This is a genomic window from Aquiflexum sp., assembly GCF_041749095.1.
In the GTDB taxonomy this organism is placed as follows: Bacteria; Bacteroidota; Bacteroidia; order Cytophagales; family Cyclobacteriaceae; genus Aquiflexum.
The window spans coordinates 1-19,971 of sequence record NZ_JBGTCA010000352.1 but is presented as its reverse complement, the minus strand read 5'-3'; the positions used below and the strand labels follow the sequence as shown (position 1 = coordinate 19,971).

Annotated in this window: 14 protein-coding genes; 8 read left to right on the top strand and 6 right to left on the bottom strand. The window is 37.7% G+C overall.

Annotated features, from left to right (window positions below):
- Nucleotides 1-9: 9 nt before the first annotated feature.
- Nucleotides 10-660 (top strand): sulfate ABC transporter permease, encoded by a 651-nt coding sequence (locus ACEW8O_RS15795; RefSeq protein ID WP_373495590.1) that lies wholly within the window; start codon nucleotides 10-12, stop codon nucleotides 658-660.
- Nucleotides 661-778: 118 nt separating this feature from the next.
- Complete coding sequence (locus ACEW8O_RS15790) at nucleotides 779-2,806, top strand: M3 family metallopeptidase (protein ID WP_373495589.1); 2,028 nt, start codon at nucleotides 779-781, stop codon at nucleotides 2,804-2,806.
- A gap of 535 nt (nucleotides 2,807-3,341) precedes the next feature.
- On the opposite strand, the gene ACEW8O_RS15785 is transcribed toward ACEW8O_RS15790, so the two are convergent.
- Nucleotides 3,342-4,334 (bottom strand): cation diffusion facilitator family transporter, encoded by a 993-nt coding sequence (locus tag ACEW8O_RS15785; RefSeq protein ID WP_373495588.1) that lies wholly within the window; start codon nucleotides 4,332-4,334, stop codon nucleotides 3,342-3,344.
- A 187-nt stretch (nucleotides 4,335-4,521) separates the two neighbouring features.
- On the opposite strand from ACEW8O_RS15785, the gene ACEW8O_RS15780 reads away from it, so the two are divergent.
- Nucleotides 4,522-5,607, top strand: coding sequence for an AI-2E family transporter (locus ACEW8O_RS15780; protein ID WP_373495587.1), 1,086 nt, complete (start codon nucleotides 4,522-4,524; stop codon nucleotides 5,605-5,607).
- Nucleotides 5,579-6,529 (top strand): tetratricopeptide repeat protein, encoded by a 951-nt coding sequence (locus tag ACEW8O_RS15775; protein ID WP_373495586.1) that lies wholly within the window; start codon nucleotides 5,579-5,581, stop codon nucleotides 6,527-6,529. Before ACEW8O_RS15780 ends, ACEW8O_RS15775 begins: the two co-directional genes overlap by 29 nt.
- Nucleotides 6,530-6,533: 4 nt before the next feature.
- On the opposite strand, the gene ACEW8O_RS15770 is transcribed toward ACEW8O_RS15775, so the two are convergent.
- The 4 genes from ACEW8O_RS15770 to ACEW8O_RS15755 form a co-directional block, all read right to left on the bottom strand.
- On the bottom strand, nucleotides 6,534-9,479 hold the full coding sequence (locus ACEW8O_RS15770) for a PAS domain S-box protein (RefSeq protein WP_373495585.1): 2,946 nt from the start codon (nucleotides 9,477-9,479) through the stop codon (nucleotides 6,534-6,536).
- A gap of 142 nt (nucleotides 9,480-9,621) precedes the next feature.
- Nucleotides 9,622-10,857, bottom strand: a complete 1,236-nt coding sequence (locus ACEW8O_RS15765; RefSeq protein WP_373495584.1) for a porin — start codon at nucleotides 10,855-10,857, stop codon at nucleotides 9,622-9,624.
- Nucleotides 10,858-10,957: 100 nt separating this feature from the next.
- The gene (locus tag ACEW8O_RS15760; RefSeq protein ID WP_373495583.1) at nucleotides 10,958-13,219 is read right to left on the bottom strand and encodes an aconitate hydratase; all 2,262 of its coding nucleotides are present in this window, start codon (nucleotides 13,217-13,219) and stop codon (nucleotides 10,958-10,960) included.
- A gap of 127 nt (nucleotides 13,220-13,346) precedes the next feature.
- Complete coding sequence (locus ACEW8O_RS15755; RefSeq protein WP_373495582.1) at nucleotides 13,347-14,669, bottom strand: TIGR00366 family protein; 1,323 nt, start codon at nucleotides 14,667-14,669, stop codon at nucleotides 13,347-13,349.
- Between the two features lie 278 nt (nucleotides 14,670-14,947).
- Here ACEW8O_RS15755 and ACEW8O_RS15750 point away from each other — a divergent pair, with 278 nt between their 5' ends.
- Nucleotides 14,948-16,705: a histidine kinase N-terminal 7TM domain-containing protein gene (locus ACEW8O_RS15750; RefSeq protein ID WP_373495581.1), complete on the top strand. Its 1,758-nt coding sequence runs from the start codon at nucleotides 14,948-14,950 to the stop codon at nucleotides 16,703-16,705.
- A 5-nt stretch (nucleotides 16,706-16,710) separates the two neighbouring features.
- On the opposite strand, the gene ACEW8O_RS15745 is transcribed toward ACEW8O_RS15750, so the two are convergent.
- A complete protein-coding gene (locus tag ACEW8O_RS15745; protein ID WP_373495580.1) occupies nucleotides 16,711-17,727 on the bottom strand; it encodes an acyl-CoA reductase in 1,017 nt (338 codons plus the stop codon).
- Nucleotides 17,728-17,868: 141 nt separating this feature from the next.
- Between ACEW8O_RS15745 and ACEW8O_RS15740 the strand changes: the two genes are divergently transcribed.
- The 3 genes from ACEW8O_RS15740 (at nucleotide 17,869) to ACEW8O_RS15730 (ending at nucleotide 19,934) form a co-directional block, all read left to right on the top strand.
- Nucleotides 17,869-18,216: a 4Fe-4S dicluster domain-containing protein gene (locus ACEW8O_RS15740; RefSeq protein WP_373495579.1), complete on the top strand. Its 348-nt coding sequence runs from the start codon at nucleotides 17,869-17,871 to the stop codon at nucleotides 18,214-18,216.
- 182 nt (nucleotides 18,217-18,398) lie between these two features.
- Nucleotides 18,399-18,728, top strand: coding sequence for a DUF3276 family protein (locus ACEW8O_RS15735; protein ID WP_373495578.1), 330 nt, complete (start codon nucleotides 18,399-18,401; stop codon nucleotides 18,726-18,728).
- Between the two features lie 123 nt (nucleotides 18,729-18,851).
- On the top strand, nucleotides 18,852-19,934 hold the full coding sequence (locus ACEW8O_RS15730) for an AI-2E family transporter (RefSeq protein ID WP_373495577.1): 1,083 nt from the start codon (nucleotides 18,852-18,854) through the stop codon (nucleotides 19,932-19,934).
- The last annotated feature ends 37 nt before the right edge of the window (nucleotides 19,935-19,971 follow it).

Here is a 19,971-nt window from a genome sequence, read left to right as displayed (position 1 = left end):
TTTTATAATATGACGATTCCGCAAAGTTCAATTTCTCAACGTATTCAGGAGGCAATAGATTTCGACAAGAGGTTGTTTTTTTTGATTCTGGTTATATTATTTTTGTTGATACGCTATGTGACCAATGACCTGATCCTGCAAAGTATAACTGGCTATGAGCAGTTGGAGGCTGATGGAAGCTTCACCATCTTTCATATTTTTAATGCTTTAAATTACTTTTGGACACCTTTTGCTTTGTTGTGGAAATTCACGGTGACTGCTTCTGTGATTTGGACGGGCGGGTTTGCTTTTGGGTACAAAACATCTTTTGTCAAACTCTGGCAATTTATCCTTGTAGCGGAAGTGATATTTATTTTTCCCGAGCTGATAAAATTGTTGTATTTTATCCAACCATCAGATTCTGTCTCTTATGAGAACGTAAAAAACTTTTATCCATTATCCTTATATAATTTGGCCGATCAGGACTCGATTTCCCCACAATATATCTATCCGCTCCAAGCGATCAACCTTTTTGAAGTCCTTTATATTGTTGCTTTAATGTTGGGATTCCACACCATAAGCAGGAGAAGTATATCGGAATCAACAATAGTTGTAATATTCAGCTATGTCATTTGCCTTTTAATCTGGCTGGGATTCTATATCGTTGTCTACAAATCCTGATTCTCCCGGTTCACTCCATTAGCTTTTATTAACCTACTGCTTTTCCATATAACCTCAAAAGTTGGTTAACTTTGCCCAAACTGAACCGTTTTTCAGAATTAATAAAAAAAATATAGTTATGAATCCATTATTGGAAAAATTCAATACCCCATTTGACACACCTCCTTTTCACCTGATCAAAACCGAACATTTTCTACCGGCTATCCATGATGCCATAAATTCAGCAAAAAACGACATCGCTGCAGTCAAAAGTGAGGCATTGCCGGACTTTGAAAACACAGTAGCGGCTTTGGATCGGGCCGGAGAAAGACTTAGTGTAGTTTCCTCCATTTTTTTTAGCCTAAACTCAGCAGAAACCAATGACGAAATACAGGCATTGGCAAGGGAGATTGCTCCTTTACTGACTGCACATAGCAATGATGTCCTTCTTGATGAAGTGTTATTTGACCGTATCAGGCAGGTTTTTTCCCAAAAAGATCAATTAAAATTAAATGAAGAGCAGGAAACCCTTTTGGACAAAACTTATAAGGCGTTTGTAAGAAATGGTGCCCAGTTAGATGAAAAACAAAAAAGCAGGCTCAGGGAAATAGATAAAGAACTCTCTCAACTTGGGCTCAAATTCGGGGAAAATGTACTGGCAGAAATCAATAAATATGAATTGGTTGTGGAGGATGAAGCTGACCTTTCCGGACTGCCTGATGCTGTCATAGAAGCTGCTGCCCAAACAGCCGAAGAAAAAGGGAAATCAGGAAAATGGGTGTTTACATTGGCATATCCCAGCTACATACCATTCATGACCTATGCGGATAACAGATCTTTGAGAAGAGAGATTTTCATTGCGTATAATACCAAATGTTGTAAAAGCGACGAACTTGACAATCAGCAATTTATCAAGGATATGCTCAGGTTGAAAACAGAGCGGGCCGCTTTATTGGGATACAAGAGTTTTTCCGATTTTGTACTGGAAGAAAGAATGGCCAAAAGTGGACCTGAGGTAATGGATTTTCTTTCCAATTTATTGCAAAAAGCAAAACCAAAAGCCCAAAAAGAAGTAGAGGAACTTGCCAAATTCGCCAAAGAGTTGGATAACCTCGATCACCTTGAAAAATGGGACTTTGGCTATTATTCCGAAAAACTCAAAAAACAAAAATATGAAGTGGATGACGAATTGCTCCGTCCGTACTTCAAACTTGAAAATGCCATAGATGGTGTTTTTACCACAGCAGAAAAACTTTACGGATTGAAATTTGAAATCAATAATGAAATTCCTGGTTACCATCCGGATGTATCTGCCTATGAAGTCAGGGATGAAAATGGAAATCATGTTTCGGTCTTCTATGCGGACTTTTTTCCACGTACAGGGAAAAGAAACGGGGCTTGGATGACAAGTTTCCGTGGACAGAAGGTTGTTGATGGTAAAGAAAACAGGCCTCACGTGTCTATTGTCTTTAACTTTACAAAACCTACCAAAACCAAACCATCACTTTTGACATTTAATGAAGTGACCACACTCTTTCATGAATTTGGACACGCACTCCATGGGATGTTGGCAAAAGGTACCTATGAATCCCTTTCCGGGACGAGTGTTTATTGGGATTTTGTAGAACTTCCATCCCAGATATTTGAAAACTGGTGTTATGAAAAGGACTGTCTGGATCTTTTTGCCAAACACTATGAATCCGGTGAACCGATCGCTGAGGATCTGATCAGGAAAATAAAAAATGCCTCCAATTTCCATCAAGGATATCAGACCTTAAGGCAGATAAGTTTTGGGCTCTTGGATATGGCATACCATAGCACCGACCCATCTGAGATAAAGGATATTCCCGAATTTGAAAAGAAAGTGATGGGGGCAACCAATCTTTTGCCTGATGTTGAAGGTACTTTGATGAGCACATCTTTCTCACATATATTTCAAGGGGGATATGCTGCAGGATATTACAGCTACAAATGGGCCGAGGTCTTGGATGCAGATGCATTTGAACTCTTTTTGGAAAAAGGGATCTTTGATAAGGAAACTGCTACTTCGTTTAGGGAAAATATCCTTTCTGCCGGAGGAAGGGTACATCCGTCTATTCTTTACCGAAGATTTAGAGGAAGGGAACCTAAACCGGAAGCGCTGTTGAAAAGAGCAGGATTAATTTAAGCGTTTAGAAAAAAATTCTTTGCAGTTAGTCTTGGATAAGTTGATCAGTATCAAATAGTCAGCGTTCTGTTACGCTATTATTTCTGATTCACAGGACAGAAGATAATTGTATAAAAATAGGATGGGGTTTCGCCTATCCTCTCTTTGATAATTATCCAATAATTCATTTTTTCACATTGAAATCAAGTGGCACTTGTTTGTCACCAAGCTTTGGAAGGATAAAACAAAACTGCAAAACCCCTTCTTGACCCTAAAACATAAAAAAAGACCCGCTCAGACAGGTCTCTTTTTAAACTCATTAATCCATTTGAAAAGCAAGTGCTGTTTAAGGAACAGCTTTAATCCTTTGATTTCTTGTTAGATCACAATGAGGACCCCAACAAGAATCAACCATACTACGGATGTTACCGCTAGCAGTATCCGAAATTGTTTGTCCTCGTTCATGGCTTTTTTTTTTAACGAATATACTAAGTTTTTTGTATTTTGTCAAATATCGTAAAATTTTTTAGAAAAAATATTCTTTGGCAAAACATAATTATCCATGAAGATCATGAAAATGTTTTTGGTTCTTGGACATATTTGACGCTGTCCATTCTATTTTCTTTGCTGAAGGCACTTTTCTTACAGGACAATCAATAATTTGGCAATAATGGCAGCATTTTTCAGGAATACATGGATCCGAATGGACAAAAACTTCCATATCTCCCATCCAGTCATCCTCCAAAACTTTTTCGAGTTCGACCACCTCCTGATGCACCTGCTTTAAATCAAAATAATATGGCAATGTCAAATGAAGGTCAATATGCCTGTCTCCACCATATTGCTGCACCCGCATATTATGAATATCTATCCAAGTATTTTTTCTGTTTTGATTGATGACATTAACCGTGGCATCTACAGCCCTTGGGTCTGCCTCGTCCATAAGCCCACCTACAGATTTTCTTACCAATCCATACCCGGAGAACATGATATAGAAAGAAAACAACATAGCAATCACCGAATCCAGAAATACATATTCAGTCAGGTAAATGATCAAAACGCCAAAAACCAAAAGGAAACTGGTCAGGGTATCAGTAATCAAATGTTTACCGCTTGCCTCAAGGGTCAGGCTGTTAAGTGCCTTACCTTTCCTCTGTAAAAAAAATCCGAGAATACCATTCACCGAACCGGCGAATGTTACCAATATAACTCCCTCAACCAATTTTTCAAGTTCATTTGGGAAAAACAGATTATAAATTGACTGATATAAAATAAATACTCCTGCAAGAATGATCAAAGTACCTTCAACCCCTGCGCTGAAAAATTCAATCTTTCCATGTCCATACGGATGATTATCATCCCTAGGCCGGGAACTCAGGTAAATACTATAAGTTGCAAATCCTGCAGCAACGACATTGACAATACTTTCAAGCGCATCAGTCAGAATTGCCATAGAATTGGTGATATAAAAAGAATAGAATTTCACCACCAGTAACACTAGACTGACAATAAATGCTACCCTGATCCAATTCGACTTTTCTCTTTCCACTATTTAATTTTTAATCTGTCAAAAATAGAACTAATTTTAATAATCCCTTTGTCATTTGAGTATTGAACAAAATTTGTTGGCACTGAAATTTCTAAAGATCAAAAAATATAAAAATGGAAGTTCCCTAATATTTAAGGCTGAACTCGGATAAATGAAAATAATTTAAATTTAAGTTTTTAACAGGAATATGGATACCGATAGATTACAACTTCCAGCCTATCTCAAAGCGCTATTAGTACTTTCACTTATCATTGTAATCATTTTTATCCTGATTATAGGTCGAAGTATTCTTGTACCCTTATTTCTTGCAGGATTGATTTCAGTACTACTGACTCCAATAGGCAATTGGATGGAGAGTAAGAAAATCGGCAGAATCCTGAGTACTACCATAGCCCTTCTTTCCGGAGTTATCATCATCCTTGGCATATTTGCATTTGTGGTCTTACAGGTTGCGAGTTTTAGTAAAGATCTTGGAAATGTAGGAGAAAGGCTCAACAATTACCTGCAACAAATAGATGGTTTCATTATAGAAAAACTGAGTATTGAAACCGGTATTGGCCAGGGGTTTGATCAGGTTTATTTGATAAACCTCCTACAATCAAATAGCTCAAATTTGGCCGAATTCCTTCTTGGTACTTTGGGATCTCTTGCTAGTGTATTGCTTTTACCTGTTTTTATTTTCTTTTTTCTTCTATATAGAGATCATCTTACCATGTTCATAGCATCCCTCTTTAAAAATCATGAAAATGAAAAGATAAAACAGGAGATCAGAATTTTAAGGAAAGTGGTTCAGAATTACATTATCGGAATCATAAAAGTAATGGCCATACTAGCAGTTATGAATATCGCTGTCTTGTTTGGTCTGGGAATCAAACATGCCGTTTTCTTTGGCGTCTTTGCTGCTTTATTAAATGTTATTCCTTATTTGGGTCCATTTCTTGGCGCCGTCTTACCTACGATTTTTGCATTTCTTACCAAAGACAGTCTTTTTTACCCTTTGGGTGTCGTGATTGCTTTTTGGATTATCCAATTGATTGAAAGTAATTTCCTAACTCCAAAGATTGTTGGCAGTAATGTTAATCTCAATGCCTTTGTTACATTGGTGGGCTTATTGGTAGGCGCCTCCATTTGGGGAGTAATCGGAATGATCATGATTATTCCTACTATGGCTGTATTAAAAAAAATATTTGAACTCAGTGAGTCCACTATGCCGTATGCCTTGTTATTAGGTGAAGAAAAAAAGTATGTCAAAAAAGAGACTGATATCATATAATAGTATAATAATTTTTCTGATATGGAACATCTTTTTGATTTCCTGTGATAGTCCGGAGACCAAAAAAGAAAGGTATCTGCTTAAAGGCAATGAAAAATTAAAAGAAAATGATACCAAGTCTGCCGTTGACTTTTATGCAGAAGCCCTTAAAATTGACCCTGATTTCCGGGATGCCCTTTTCAACAGGGGCTTGGTGATGTATCAATTGAACAGGCTTGAAAATGCCATTTCAGATTATTCTTCCATTTTGGGAACCTACCCTAAGGATACCCTGGCCCTTTTTGAAAGAGGAGTGACTTATATGGACAATGGTGAGTTTTACAAGGCTTTGGAAGATAGTAAATCACTGTTATCAATTAACCCTGACAGTTGGAGAAGTTATTTTTTGGAAGGATTGGTGCTGGAAAAACTCAAAAATTATCAGGAGTCTTTGGATTCTTTCGAAAAAGCCCTGAAACTTTACCCTGAGAATCCCGAAGTATTGGTAAATCAGGCAACCATCTACTATTATCTAAAGGATTTTGAAAAAGCCGGAAACGCTTTGGACAAAGCCGAAAAATCAGCTCCCTCCGAAGCTAATATCTACAATTTGAGGTCAATGATCGCATTCGATTCAGGCGAACTTGATACTGCAATGATAATGATCAACAAAGCAATTTCACTGAATTCCAACCAAGCCTATTTTTATAATAACAGGGGACTTTATCAAATTTTTAAGAATGAATTGGAAAAAGGTATAGAGGATTTTAATTACAGTCTGAAACAAAACCCTAAAAATCTATTTGCATTCAGGAACAAAGGGATTTATCATTATTTCAAAAATGAAAAAGAGCAGGCTTTGAGGTATTTGACTGAGGTGTTTGAAAAAGATCCCGAAATGGACTTGGTGAAGGAGTATTTAGAAAAAGCAAATAATCTTTGATTGCTTAGCCAATGACTTCTTTGATTTTCTTTAAAAGTTCAGCAGCATCAATTGGTTTGGAAACATAACCTGTAAATCCGATTTCTTCAATTTTTTCCAAAAGATCCTGTTTGGCAGCCGCAGATAATGCGATGACCGGTACATTTGAAATAGTTTTAATAATTGAGGTAGCTTCGAAGCCATCCATTACCGGCATTTGAATATCCATCAAAACACAGTCATAACTGGTTTTGGACACAGCATCCACTGCTTCCTGACCATTGAACACCCTGTCATAATCCAAGCCCCATTTTTTGATTATCTTACCTAACACCAAGGCATTGACATCATTATCTTCTGCCATCAGTAATTTGACTTTTCTTAAAGATGTTTCGGCATGTATTACCGGTGTAGGAATTGTTGAAGTGACTTTATTGAATTTTTCAAACTCAACTTCAAAATAAAACACAGAACCTACTCCCAATTCAGACTCTATATTGATGTTGCTGCCCATTTGTTCCAGCAATTTTTTGGTAATGGAAAGACCCAAACCTGTACCTCCATATTTTTTGCTGAACGAATGTTGTATCTGATCAAATTGGTCAAAAATTCTGGCCTGATGTTCTTTGGCTATTCCGATACCTGTGTCTTTAACCTCAAAATACACCTTGGCTTTTCCATCTTTACTCTCCTTCAATTTCAAGGTAACATCTACTTTTCCATTATTTGTGAATTTGAGTGCATTTGTAATCAGGTTGTTCAACACCTGGGCCAATCTGACTTTATCACCTTTGACATCAATATTCAGCTCCTCAAGCATGTGAAGGGTGAGTTTATTTCTACTGTCTTTGGCATGAAATTCCAGTCCATTGATGACCTGGCCCACTACATTTTTGAGGTTCATGGGATTATAGTCCAATGTCAGTTTACCGGCTTCGATTTTTTGATAATCCAAGAGGTCATTGATCATGATGATCAGATTGTCAACAGCAAAATTGATAGTGTTCAAAGCAGAGGCCTGAATTGACGTATGGTCATCCTGCAACAGAGAATACACCGAACCCGAAATCGCATTCAGCGGTGTTCTCAGTTCATGGCTGATCATGGAAAGAAATTCGGATTTGATCTGACTTGCTCTTTCCGCCTGTTCTCTGGCACTCTTAAGGTTATTTTCAAAGCGTTTCTGTTCGGAGATGTCTGTGAGATATCCGTACCAAACCACATCACCGTTTTCCAAAAGCTCAGGCTTGGCAGCACCCAAGACCCATTTATAATTCCCATTGATCGGTTCAATTAGTCTAAATTGACAGGTCCAAGGCTTTAGGGTCCTCGCTGATGCCACTGTGGAAGTCAAAACCTGTGCGATATCTTCAGGATGGACCTTATTGATAGCCTGACCAATATTTTTCATGCTGTTGAATTCATCCTCCCTAACACCCAGCAAATCCTTGATACCCGGACTTAAATAGGAAAAATTCATTTCACCGTCTTTGTCCAATACAAATTGGTAAAGGGCACCGGGTACCTGTTCGGTCAAGTGCAGTAAAAAATCTGAGGATTCCTGTAATGACTTTTCAAGTACAATTCTATCAGATATATCCCTCACAAATGATATGATATACTTTTTCCCCTGAATTTCTGTAAGGTTGCAATTCACTTCTGCCTGATATTCAGTTCCGTTTGATTTTTTAAATGAACTCTGATAGATTCTGCTTTTTTCACTTGTCAAATGTGAAACATGGTCAACCCATGGGGACTCCTCCATAAAGCTGCAATCAAAATCTCTTATTGAATTTGTATGGATGTTTTCAGGCGAAAAATCCAGTTTCTGATTAGCTTCCTGATTGGTAAAAATGATTTTTCCGGATACATCTGTTACCAAAATGGCTTCGGGAGAAAGGTCAAACATCTCTTTGAAAAGACCCAACTCATTCAATAAATTATATTCATCAGAAATATCCTGGAAAGTACCATAGGCTTTATTGACTTCGTTGTCTTTGAAAAGTGCTTTGCCCAATATTCTTACCCATTTTTCATTTCCCTTTTGGGTCCTGATTTTAGCTTTGATGTCGAAACCGTTTCCTATGGCCATCAGTTCGGTCATTGCCTTTTGTATCTGTACCCTGAATTCAGGAAGAAAATAAAGAATGGTCTGATCTATTGTGAATGAGGCAGGTTGATCAATTTCGTGTATGGCATATAATTCTTCACTCCAATAAATTGTATTGTCAGGCAATGAAATTTCCCAAACACCGGATTTGGAAACTTTTTCTCCAAGATTAAACAACTCGTGCTTCCACTCTCTATCTGCAATTGCCAATTGCTCTGAACTGATATCCCGGCCAATGATGTGAAAATTACCTTCAATAAAATTAACCTGCCAGTTCATCCAAACATAATCTCCTTTTTTATGGAGCATTCGTGCTTTAAATTGACTTTGTTGCTTTTCTACTTTTACATCCTGAATTAGCTTTTGGGCTTTTGGAAGATCTTCGGGGTGAAAAAACTGACACAACTCCACATTAGTGATTTCATCCTGAGAATATCCCAACAATGTTTCAACAGATTCGCTGATCCATGAAAGAAAATTCTCCTGCCCTATTCCAATGATATCATTCCAGTTTTTGAGAAACTGATGGGTATCCTTTTTTGAAGGCATTCCCTTGCTTTTCATCTCCTTACCCTTATAGAAAAGGAAATAATTGGAGCCGTTTTCCTGAGGCAACTCCAAATTGAACACAAATTCTCTTTCCTGAAAATCAACGATTAATTCTTCATTGAAAATGTAGGAATTGATATCAAGCCCCAAACTGACCAACGTCTTTTCTTCAAGGAACTGACCAATCCCCTTATCAAAGGCGACATTGGTATAAAAAATATTATACGGATAGGTATCATCGGCTAAAAAGACCATCTCTGAAGATTCATAGATGATCTTTTTGAACGTATTATTGATACCTCTTTCTTTCATAAGAAACAGCAAAATGGGGTGATGATTAAACTATTTGAACTCGGGTGATAAGTAATTAAATAATATAGTGCTGTAAACATACATTAAATTGTTTTTTGTACCAAACTATTTGCAATTAAAAATATAAAAAATGTTTTTCGAATTAAATTCCAAATTCCACCTGAAACATTCCTGTCCAAGAATTTCCAGAATTATCCAAATTGGGAAGACCTTCGAGCCATTTATATCCAAAATTACCTTGTAATTTTATTCTATGTCCTCTTAAGTAATAAGTATACCCCATCATTGCCTCATCTATCCTTTGTTGAAAAGCAGTAATCTGATTCCCTGGTACTACGAAAGAATAACGAAGAGCCAATTCAGAATTCTGATAAATAACCTTACTCAATTGCATATTGACGCCATGTCCAATCTGTACAAATCTCATCTCTCCGGCCAAATTACTTGTAAACGGATCAGGTGAAGTCCTTTGCATGTATTCAGCAAGGATTGCGTTTCCCTTATACTTCAATACACCATCCAGGATAAAACTGTCCATAGTCCTTTTTTCAAATAATTCCTGACCCAATTGCCCTGAGGTTTTATTGGCTTTAAAATTTTTTGAATAGGTTATCCCGATGGAAATTTTAGGTCTGGGCTCAAATTCAAGATCTCCCTCGGAATAATCCCCATTATTCTTAAACAGACCAAAAGGCAAGTACTCCAACCTTCCCGTATAAGCAAGACCATCATTGATGGCGGAGGCATTTCTCCCATCTCCGGAAGAAACCACACCTTTGAGTTGTAAATAAGAATCCTGTTTCAGTTTTTTGGTATAGTAGGCAAAGAATCCAAAATCCCTGTCAATATTGAACAATCCATTGGCAATAGACCTGTCGGCAAATTGAAGATTACCTGAACTTGTCACCCTTTGTCTGTTACCCGGTAATTTGGACTGTCCAAAACCAAAATAAAGATCGTCCGAAACAATGTAATAAATAATTGCATCCCTGATGGGTTGGGCTATTACGGATGTCTCTAAATCAAGATCTGCTTTAGAAAAAGCCAATTGAATATAATACTGGAATTTGGGATTACCAACAAAACCGTCAAAACGCAAACGGAGTCTCCTGACCCTCATTTCAAAAGCATTGATGCTAAATTCATCTCCTCCTAAAGTATTCAATCCTGCCCTGTTCTGCATTCTGAACCTTAAATTCATCAAAAAGAGGGAATCCTTAGAGAATCTTATTCCCTCATCTACATTGAGCAATGCCCTTTCATCTGATTCGACAGTTTGTCCAAAGCTTGATCTGAATTGGAATAAAAAGATAGAAAAAATAAAGAAATGATAAAAGAATCTTCTCGTTATCCTGTAAGAAGTAAAACCGGTTTCCATGCGCTGCTACTTTGTCACAATTTAATACCATATTCTTATCTAAGACAAAAAAAAAGGCTGTGATTTAAAATCAACAGCCTTTTTTCTTTTCAAATGCCTATCAAATGCCTGCTTTGATCAGATTAAGCGCAGAACCTGCCTTAAACCATTCTATTTGTCCGGCATTATAAGTATGGTTGACTTTGATTTCATGCTTGCTTCCATCAGCATGATTCAACACAACAGTCAATTGTTTTCCGGGAGCGAAGGTATTTAAACCTACAATATCAATGGCATCATCTTCCTGAATAAGGACATAATCTGATGTATTTGCAAAAGTCAGTGCCAACATACCTTGTTTTTTAAGGTTTGTTTCATGGATTCTTGCAAAAGACTTTACCAGAATTGCCCTTACTCCAAGAAATCTTGGTTCCATGGCAGCATGTTCTCTTGAGGATCCTTCTCCGTAGTTTTCGTCACCGACTACTAAAGAACCCACACCATGAAGTTTGTATTGTCGCTGTACAGCCGGTACTTCACCATATTCACCGTTCAGTTGGTTTTTGACTTTATTGGTCGCTTCATTGAAATAATTGACGGCACCAATGAGCATGTTATTGGAAATATTGTCCAAATGTCCTCTGTATCTTAACCATGGACCCGCCATAGAAATATGGTCAGTAGTACACTTTCCTTTTGCTTTAATCAATAATTTCAAGTCGGTAAGATCTGTTCCTTCCCATGGTATAAAAGGTTCCAGTAATTGTAGTCTTTCGGATTTTGGATTAACAACCACCTCAACAGTAGAACCATCTTCAGCAGGTGCCTGATATCCCGCATCCTCCACGGCAAAACCCTTTGTTGGCAATTCAAGTCCTGTAGGCTCGTCCAATCTGACCTGATTTCCTTCTTCATTAGTAAGAGAATCAGTCATGGGATTGAAGGTCAGGTCGCCCGCTATTGCCAAAGCTGTAACTATTTCCGGGGAGGCCACAAATGAATGCGTGTTTGGATTACCATCTGCCCTTTTCGCAAAGTTCCTGTTGAATGAGGTAATGATGGAGTTTTTCTCCTGCTTTTCTGCACCATGCCTGGCCCACTGACCGATACATGGTCCACAGGCATTGGCCAAAACCACTCCGCCCATATTTTCAAAAATATTCAGGAACCCATCTCTCTCCACCGTGAACCTAACTTGCTCGGAACCAGGGGTAATTGTATATTCAGATTTGGCAACAAGCTTCTTGTCCACAGCCTGCTGTGCCAATGATGCTGCGCGGGAAATATCCTCATAAGATGAATTGGTACAAGAACCTATAAGCCCTACTTCAAGTTTTGCAGGCCACTCGTTTTCCTTAACTGCGGCAGCAAATTTTGATAAGGGCCATGCCAAATCCGGGGTAAATGGACCATTGACATGTGGTTCCAATTCGGAAAGATTGATTTCAATTACCTGATCAAAGTATTTTTCAGGGTTGGCATATACTTCCTCATCGCCGGTCAAATGTGACTTGATTCCATTGGCCATATCGGCAATATCCCCTCTTTCAGTACCCCTGAGGTAAGCTTCTGATTTTTCATCATAACCAAAAATAGAAGTGGTAGCGCCTATTTCAGCTCCCATGTTGCAGATGGTTCCTTTACCGGTTGCTGATAGTGATTTGGCACCTTCTCCAAAATACTCAACTACGGCACCTGTGCCGCCTTTGACGGTAAGAATACCGGCTACTTTTAGGATGACGTCTTTTGCAGATGTCCATCCGGAAAGTCTGCCAGTCAGCTTAATACCTATCAATTTCGGGAATTTGAGTTCCCAAGGAAATCCTGCCATGACATCACAGGCATCTGCCCCTCCCACGCCGATGGCAATCATTCCAAGCCCTCCTGCATTAGGGGTATGGGAGTCTGTCCCAATCATCATTCCACCAGGGAATGCATAATTTTCCAAAACCACTTGGTGGATGATACCTGCTCCAGGTTTCCAGAATCCTAAACCATATTTGTTTGAAACAGACGAAAGAAAATCATATACTTCTCTGTTTTTATCTTTTGCTTTGTCAAGGTCGGCAAGCGCGCCTACTTCAGCTTGTATCAAGTGGTCACAGTGAACAGTGGATGGCACGGCTACTTGATCTCTTCCTGCCTGCATAAATTGTAGCAAGGCCATTTGGGCAGTTGCATCCTGCATGGCAACCCTGTCCGGAATAAAGTCCACATAGGATACCCCCCTTTCATAGGCTTGGGAGGCCTCTCCTTCTGAAAGGTGAGCATACAATATTTTTTCCGTTAAAGTGAGTGATCTGCCCACGGCTTTTCTTGCTGCTTCTATACGGGATGGAAACTTTGCATACACCGATTTGATCATTTCTATATCAAATGCCATTTAAAATAAAGTTTATATAGTATAAAGGAATTCTTATTATCGATCGCAAAGATAAAAAAACGGGTCTAAAATAGAAGTAAAATCAATATAGCCTTGGTGATTTATTGTAGAGTATTACAAGAGTGGTTTAACATATCAAATTCCAGATACCCAAGCCAAATACCAACAGTCCGCACAAAAAGAAGTAAATGGTATATTTTAGTATGTCTTTGGCTGAAATCCCGGTGATGGAAAGAAGTGGCAAAGCCCAGAATGGCTGTAACATATTAGTCAATTGGTCACCATAGGCAAATGAAAGCACCATTCCGGAAGGATCAACTCCCATTTGCATTGCAGTTTCCATTAAAATCGGTCCTTGAATGGCCCATTGACCCCCACCGGAGGGTATAAACAGATTAACAACTGCCGCACTGAAAAAAGATAGCAATGGAATGGTTTCGGCAGTAGATATATTCACCAGCCATGAACCCATATCTTCCAAAAACCCTGAATACTTGATCATCCCCATGATTCCTGCATAAAATGGAAATTGTATCAATATGTCAGTTGCACTTTTTAAACCTGCTTCCAATGATTTTACATAATCTTTCAGATTTTTGAAAAGCAATAAACCAATTCCGAGCAAAAGGAAATTGACAAAGTTGAGGTCAAAAAACCCAAGATTGCCCTTTTCCGAGAAAATAAAATCTGAGAGACCTAATGAGAGAATCAAAATCCCAATGATTGCTCCCAGATAACCTTTGCCTGACCTTAATTCATTTTCATCCCTGACATTAATTACCGGGAAACTTGTCGTAGGTGTTTTTTTCTTACTCAATAAATACAAAATCAACAAAAGCACAATCACCAATATCGAATTGATCAGGAAATTATGTTGCGAAAAAATCGTTTCAGAAACTGGTAAAACGCCTATGGTACTCTCCAAAAAATGTCCCTTCTCTGCAACTTTCAGGGTAGAAGAACCTGATAGACCTGAATGCCAAACCATCATACCCAGATAACCAGCTGCACAGACCAAAGGATAATTGATCGGAATTCTTTTTTCAAAATTAACTTCACCCATTTTGCGGGCCAAAATAGCACCAATAACCAATCCAAATCCCCAATTGATATATCCTGCAATCAGCGTCACTGTTCCTGTTATTAATACAGCTTTCAAATTAGTGTCAGCCATATTGGACAATTTGGCTATCCATTTATTTACTTGGTCAGATATGGCCAATGAATAGCCAAAGACTAAAATCAAAATCATTTGAATGGTAAACTCAAGAAGTTCCCAGAAACCCTCTTGCCAATATTTGAGCACTTCAAAAGCATAAGATGAAACATTTTGCGGGCCTGGTTTAGTGAAAATCAAGATCAAGATGAAAACAATACCTGTCAACAGCAATGCTATTTCAAAGGTGGAAGGAAACCCTATATTAAATTTTCGGCTTTTAATTTTATCCATATCAAGAATATTTCATCCCTGTAAGTTAACCCTACTTTGTCAAATTGATATCAAAGGAAGAAACCTGCCCGGTTTATGTGTTGTAAATGCAATAGATTAACTGTTAAAAGAGCTAAAAACCTGTCAGGTTTTAGTTTATTCTCAATCCTGACAAAGTAATAAAGGAAATGACGACAATACAAGCTTAATCCAATTCATATAACTATGGTGTAAAAAGTCATTATTTCAACAAAAAAAATGTTTACATTGTTATGCCTAATCATAATCACTTATTTAGTTTGGAACTTAATATTTTTTCCATTATCCTTTTAGTTTCAGGAATGTTAGTTGCTGGAATTTCCGCTGTAATTATTTACAGAATGAAAGATGCTGTCCGATGGTTTGCTTTCACCATGCTTCTTGTTTCCATTTGGGCGCTTGGATATGGGTTAGAACTACTAAGTGAAACTCTTGAAGGCATGATGTTTTGGGTAAAAGTTGAATATATTGGCATTGCCATTGCACCCGGAACATGGATTTGGTTTTGTTTGAAATATGCGGGATTGGATAAATGGATTAATTACAGATCAGCAAGTATTGTTTATGCCATTCCACTTATCACATTTTTGCTGGTATTGACCAATGAATATCATCACTTACATTATAAAGAAGTCTCAGTTTACACCTCAGGACCGTTTCCATTATTGAATATTACAATCGGCCCATGGTACATGGTTCATACCATCTATTTCTATGTATCTCTTTTGTTTGGAAACATTCTTTTGCTTCTTAAATTTAAGGGGGCAGATAGCATTTTTAGAAAACAGACCAATTTATTGATCTTTGCCGGCATTATTCCCTGGTTTTTCAATATTATATATCTTTTGGGCTACCGGCCGTTTGACCACATTGACTTGACCCCTTATGCATTTTTGTTTACCTATATATTTATTGGATTAGCCCTGTTGCGGTTTGATCTCTTCAATATCAAGCCTATTGCAAGGGATAAAGTGTTCGAACTGATCACAAAAGGAATACTGGTATTTGATCCACGAGATAGGGTGATTGATTATAACGATGCTATTTTAAAGGCACTCAACAAGCCTAAAATCTCATTAATCGGCAAAACAATGGAGGAGTTGTTCGGAAACAAACCTGAACTGATGGAGCTCATCAAAAAAAGGGAAGTATGTGGGTTGGAACTCGAATTGGGTACTGGAGTTGATAACAGTGAATTTAGAATAGAATGCATTCCAATTCTGGACAAAAAAAGTGTATTTAGCGGGGTGGTGGTGTTGTTTGAAAATATTAGTGCTGAGAAAAAAATACAAAGGCAACTCCAATATCAAGCGGATGAACTGGTGAAAACCAATTCCCTAAAAGACAAATTGTTTACCATCATCTCACATGACCTAAAAGGCCCAATACTTGGTGTGAGGGAACTTATCCGACTGACCAATGAGGGTCTTATAGCAAAAGATGAGTTTTTCGATATGATTCCTGAGGTCAATAAGAACATGGATTCAGTATCCATTTTATTGGAAAACTTATTGGGGTGGACAAGCAGTCAGATGAAGGGGGAAGTAATAGAGAGGGAGGAGTTTAACTTAGAAGACATGATTCAGGAACAGTTTATGTTATTTGATAAAACAGTCAATGAAAAAGGTGTTTTTCTTAAAAAAGTCAAATATACCAAAGGCGATATTTTTGTTTTTGCTGACAAAAATATGATAGACCTTGCAATCAGAAATCTCATTAGTAATGCTATTAAATTTTCCGGTCCCGGTGATACTGTTTCAGTTATTCTGAAAGAAAAACCGGATTCAGTATATGTCAGGATTAAAGACACAGGTTCCGGTATACCCCCTGAAAATCTGGAAAAATTGAGAAACAAAGAATCCATTTCCACTTTGGGCAAAAACAAAGAATCTGGAACAGGATTGGGATTACTGTTGGTGCAGGATTATATTGAAAAAAACGGCAGCACCTTGTATATACAAAGTACCTTGAATGAGGGCAGTGACTTTAGCTTTTATCTGTCAAAGAAAACAGATTAAAGGATTCATGAAAGCTGTTTTAAAAATTGAAGTGTATCTACTCCATCAGCATAATCGCTTAAACCGGGGCATTGAGCGCTTCCAAATTCCAAACTACCAGGATACCATCCCTGCAGGGAAACGATACATTGGATTTTTTCTTTCTCTTCGGACAACCTGGTATTCAATTGCTCCATATCATCATAAAGCTCATAATATAATACCGCTATGGGGGAGACCAATGCGCTGCTTTCTCTCATCAAAAGAAATCCATTGTCCAAATGTTGTTCTTTATTGACCAGGTAAATGGATTTGTTGTATTCGTAGTTGTTGTGGTATTTATGATTTTGGGCTACTTCTTTGAATTCAGCAATGGCATCGAGGAATTCGATCAATGTATCCTTGTCTCTGACAAAAAGTTTGGATACGTTTCTGCATCCCAATCCGTAATATTGAAAAATATCTTTGCCAAAGATTCTAAGATCATCTGCTTGTTCAAAACCATCCAAAATCCCTACTGAGGTTCTGTTCTTACGGATAATATGCGGGTATTTCCCAAAATAATATTCAAAATACCTGGCGGAGTTATCGCTTCCTGTGGCAATGTAGGCGTCTTTGGCTTTTAACATATCCTCTACAGAAATCATCTCTTCAAACTTAGGTTCCAATGTGATCAGTTCCGTGATAAGCCAGTTCATCAGGACATGGTCAGAAGAACTCAACTTGATGCAGGCCCTGTGACCTGCCATCAACACGCACATAAAGTCATGAAATCCGACCGCAGGCACATTGCCGGCCATCAAAATCCCAATTGATTTTGTCTTTATGGCATCTTTTAAATCATAGGAGCTGAGCCAAGCTTCAAGATTTTCTTTTACCAAATTGATTGATAAAGCTTGAAGTGCATTTTTAGTCTGTTCGGGAGTAAACCAGGTGTTATTGTTCTGCACCCTGATTGACAGGATTTCAAACTCCTCCTCACCCATATCATTTATCCTCTCCCCAAGTTTAACAAATGCCTCTATTCTTTCTTCCAGCGTCATCATTCTATGATTTTGGGCAAAGATATTCAAAACAGATTTAAAAAAATTTTGAAAAAATGAATATAAATTAATTAGTATGACAACTTTTTTTTGCGTCTTTTGTTAAATGCTTATTAATTTTGGGCAACAAAAAGATACAACATGGCAATAATGATAACCGATGAATGCATCAATTGTGGTGCATGCGAACCCGAATGTCCCAATACAGCCATTTATGAAGGAGGTATCGAATGGACATGGGCAGGAGGTACAAAACTAAAAGAAGTTACACTTGAGGATGGTACCGTTATAGATGCCAATCAAAAACAGGAACCTGTATCAGACGAGTTTTACTATATCGTGACAGAAAAGTGTACAGAGTGTACCGGATTTCATGAGGAACCGCAATGCGCAGCAGTTTGTCCGGTGGATTGTTGTGTGGACGATCCGGAACATAGGGAATCAGAAGAGATTCTTATGGCAAAAAAAGAACATATGCACGGAGAATAAAGAGGGACTTCCCTCTTTTTTTTATACCCAAAAACTCTTTAATAGTGGTTATGGGGTAACCAAAAGGATTAGAAAAAATAAGTTTTTAAAAAAAACTGGACAATCCCTTGAATATATTTTTCGAATTCATTTATCTTGTCTCGCAAATAATTACGTAAACAATCATTTTAAAACCTTGCACAGTGGAAGATCATAGAGGAAATGACAGAGAAGAAATCTTCTCGAAAAGAGTAAAGGCCGGTAAGAGAACTTACTTTTTTGATGTGAAATCAACCAAATCCAACGATTATTATTTAACCATCACCGAAAGTAAAAGACGGATGAAAGACGATTCATTTGTATTTGAAAAACATAAAATCTTTTTGTACAAAGAAGATTTCGGTAAGTTTATTGAAGCATTGCAAGATTCAGTTGATCATGTCAAAAATGAACTCCTGCCGGATTTTGACTTTTCCCAGTTTGATAAGGAAGAATCTGAAACTGAGTTTGATGATGAGTTGAAGTGGGATTAATCCCCACTTTATGACCAAGCTGGAAAAAGAATCATCTAATAAGGATTTATTTCAAATTTTTTGATCTGAAATTCAGATTAACTATTGGATGTTTCTTTTTCTTTTTTAATTTTCCTTACTTATATGAAAAGGCCGGTCATTTATCTTCTAGTTGTCATTGTTATATTTTTATTGCTTGGCTGGTATTTTGCGAATATTACCCTATATCTGATATTTTCCCTTGTCATTGCAGCCATATTGAGGCCTTTGACCAATAGAATCAATTCTTTTCATTTGATGGGACAACATGTCCCGAGATGGTTGTCCATTATACTGTCCTTTGCTTTGGTCATTAATATATTTTTTCTGATCAGCCTGTTGTTTATCCCTCTAATTTCGGCTCAGATACAGGTTATATCCTCTTACGATCTGGACTATCTTTATGAACAAATCCAGAACCCAGTGGGAAAAATCGAAGATTTATTGTTCCGATACGAAATTGTAAAAAGTGAACCTGGATTTTTGATCATGCAGGTTAGAGAAAATATGATTACAAGTTTCGGTTCCATCAATTTTCAGGGTCTTATCAATACAATAGTGAATACAACAAGCTCTTTATTGATTGCAATCATGGCTGTCAGTTTCATTACTTTTTTCCTTTTATTGGAAAATGGCCTGCTGAGAAGAAACCTGATGAATCTGATTCCCAATGAATACTTTGAGTTGGCTGTATCCACTTTCAACAAGGTTGAGAGACTACTTTCAAACTATCTTGTTGGCTTGCTGATCCAGATTACGTGTATCTTTTCGATAGCCTCCATCGGACTTACTTTGATGGACATAGATTATGCGTTGACTATCGCCATGTTTGCAGCAGTGGCCAATCTGATTCCTTATGCAGGTCCGATTTTAGGCGCTGCCTTTGGGGTAATTGTTGGTTTATCCACGGGGGATTTTAGTGGATCCAATGAAATCGGTCTAATGGTTTTCAAAATCCTTTCTGTTTTTGCCGTGGTTCAGATTACGGACAATGTCATATTGCAACCCTTGATTTTTTCGAAATCTGTAAAAGCGCATCCGCTTGAAATTTTTGTTGTTATCTTTGCCGGTGCAAAAATCGCCGGTATCCTGGGGATGATCTTTGCTATCCCCGTTTATACCATTATCAGAGTGTCCGTGATGGAATTCTATATCGGGTACAAGGAATATAAAATCTTCAAAATCTAAAAAGAGAATTATTAATGGCTTTACAATGTGGTATCGT

Coding starts and splice junctions, on each gene's coding strand:
- ACEW8O_RS15745 (WP_373495580.1), bottom strand. CDS start 17,727: ATGACGCTGGAAGAAAGAATAGAGGCATTTGTTAAACTTGGGGAGAGG.
- ACEW8O_RS15755 (WP_373495582.1), bottom strand. CDS start 14,669: ATGGATAAAATTAAAAGCCGAAAATTTAATATAGGGTTTCCTTCCACC.
- ACEW8O_RS15765 (WP_373495584.1), bottom strand. CDS start 10,857: ATGGAAACCGGTTTTACTTCTTACAGGATAACGAGAAGATTCTTTTAT.
- ACEW8O_RS15795 (WP_373495590.1), top strand. CDS start 10: ATGACGATTCCGCAAAGTTCAATTTCTCAACGTATTCAGGAGGCAATA.
- ACEW8O_RS15730 (WP_373495577.1), top strand. CDS start 18,852: ATGAAAAGGCCGGTCATTTATCTTCTAGTTGTCATTGTTATATTTTTA.
- ACEW8O_RS15760 (WP_373495583.1), bottom strand. CDS start 13,219: ATGGCATTTGATATAGAAATGATCAAATCGGTGTATGCAAAGTTTCCA.
- ACEW8O_RS15775 (WP_373495586.1), top strand. CDS start 5,579: ATGTCAAAAAAGAGACTGATATCATATAATAGTATAATAATTTTTCTG.
- ACEW8O_RS15740 (WP_373495579.1), top strand. CDS start 17,869: ATGGCAATAATGATAACCGATGAATGCATCAATTGTGGTGCATGCGAA.
- ACEW8O_RS15780 (WP_373495587.1), top strand. CDS start 4,522: ATGGATACCGATAGATTACAACTTCCAGCCTATCTCAAAGCGCTATTA.
- ACEW8O_RS15770 (WP_373495585.1), bottom strand. CDS start 9,479: ATGAAAGAAAGAGGTATCAATAATACGTTCAAAAAGATCATCTATGAA.
- ACEW8O_RS15790 (WP_373495589.1), top strand. CDS start 779: ATGAATCCATTATTGGAAAAATTCAATACCCCATTTGACACACCTCCT.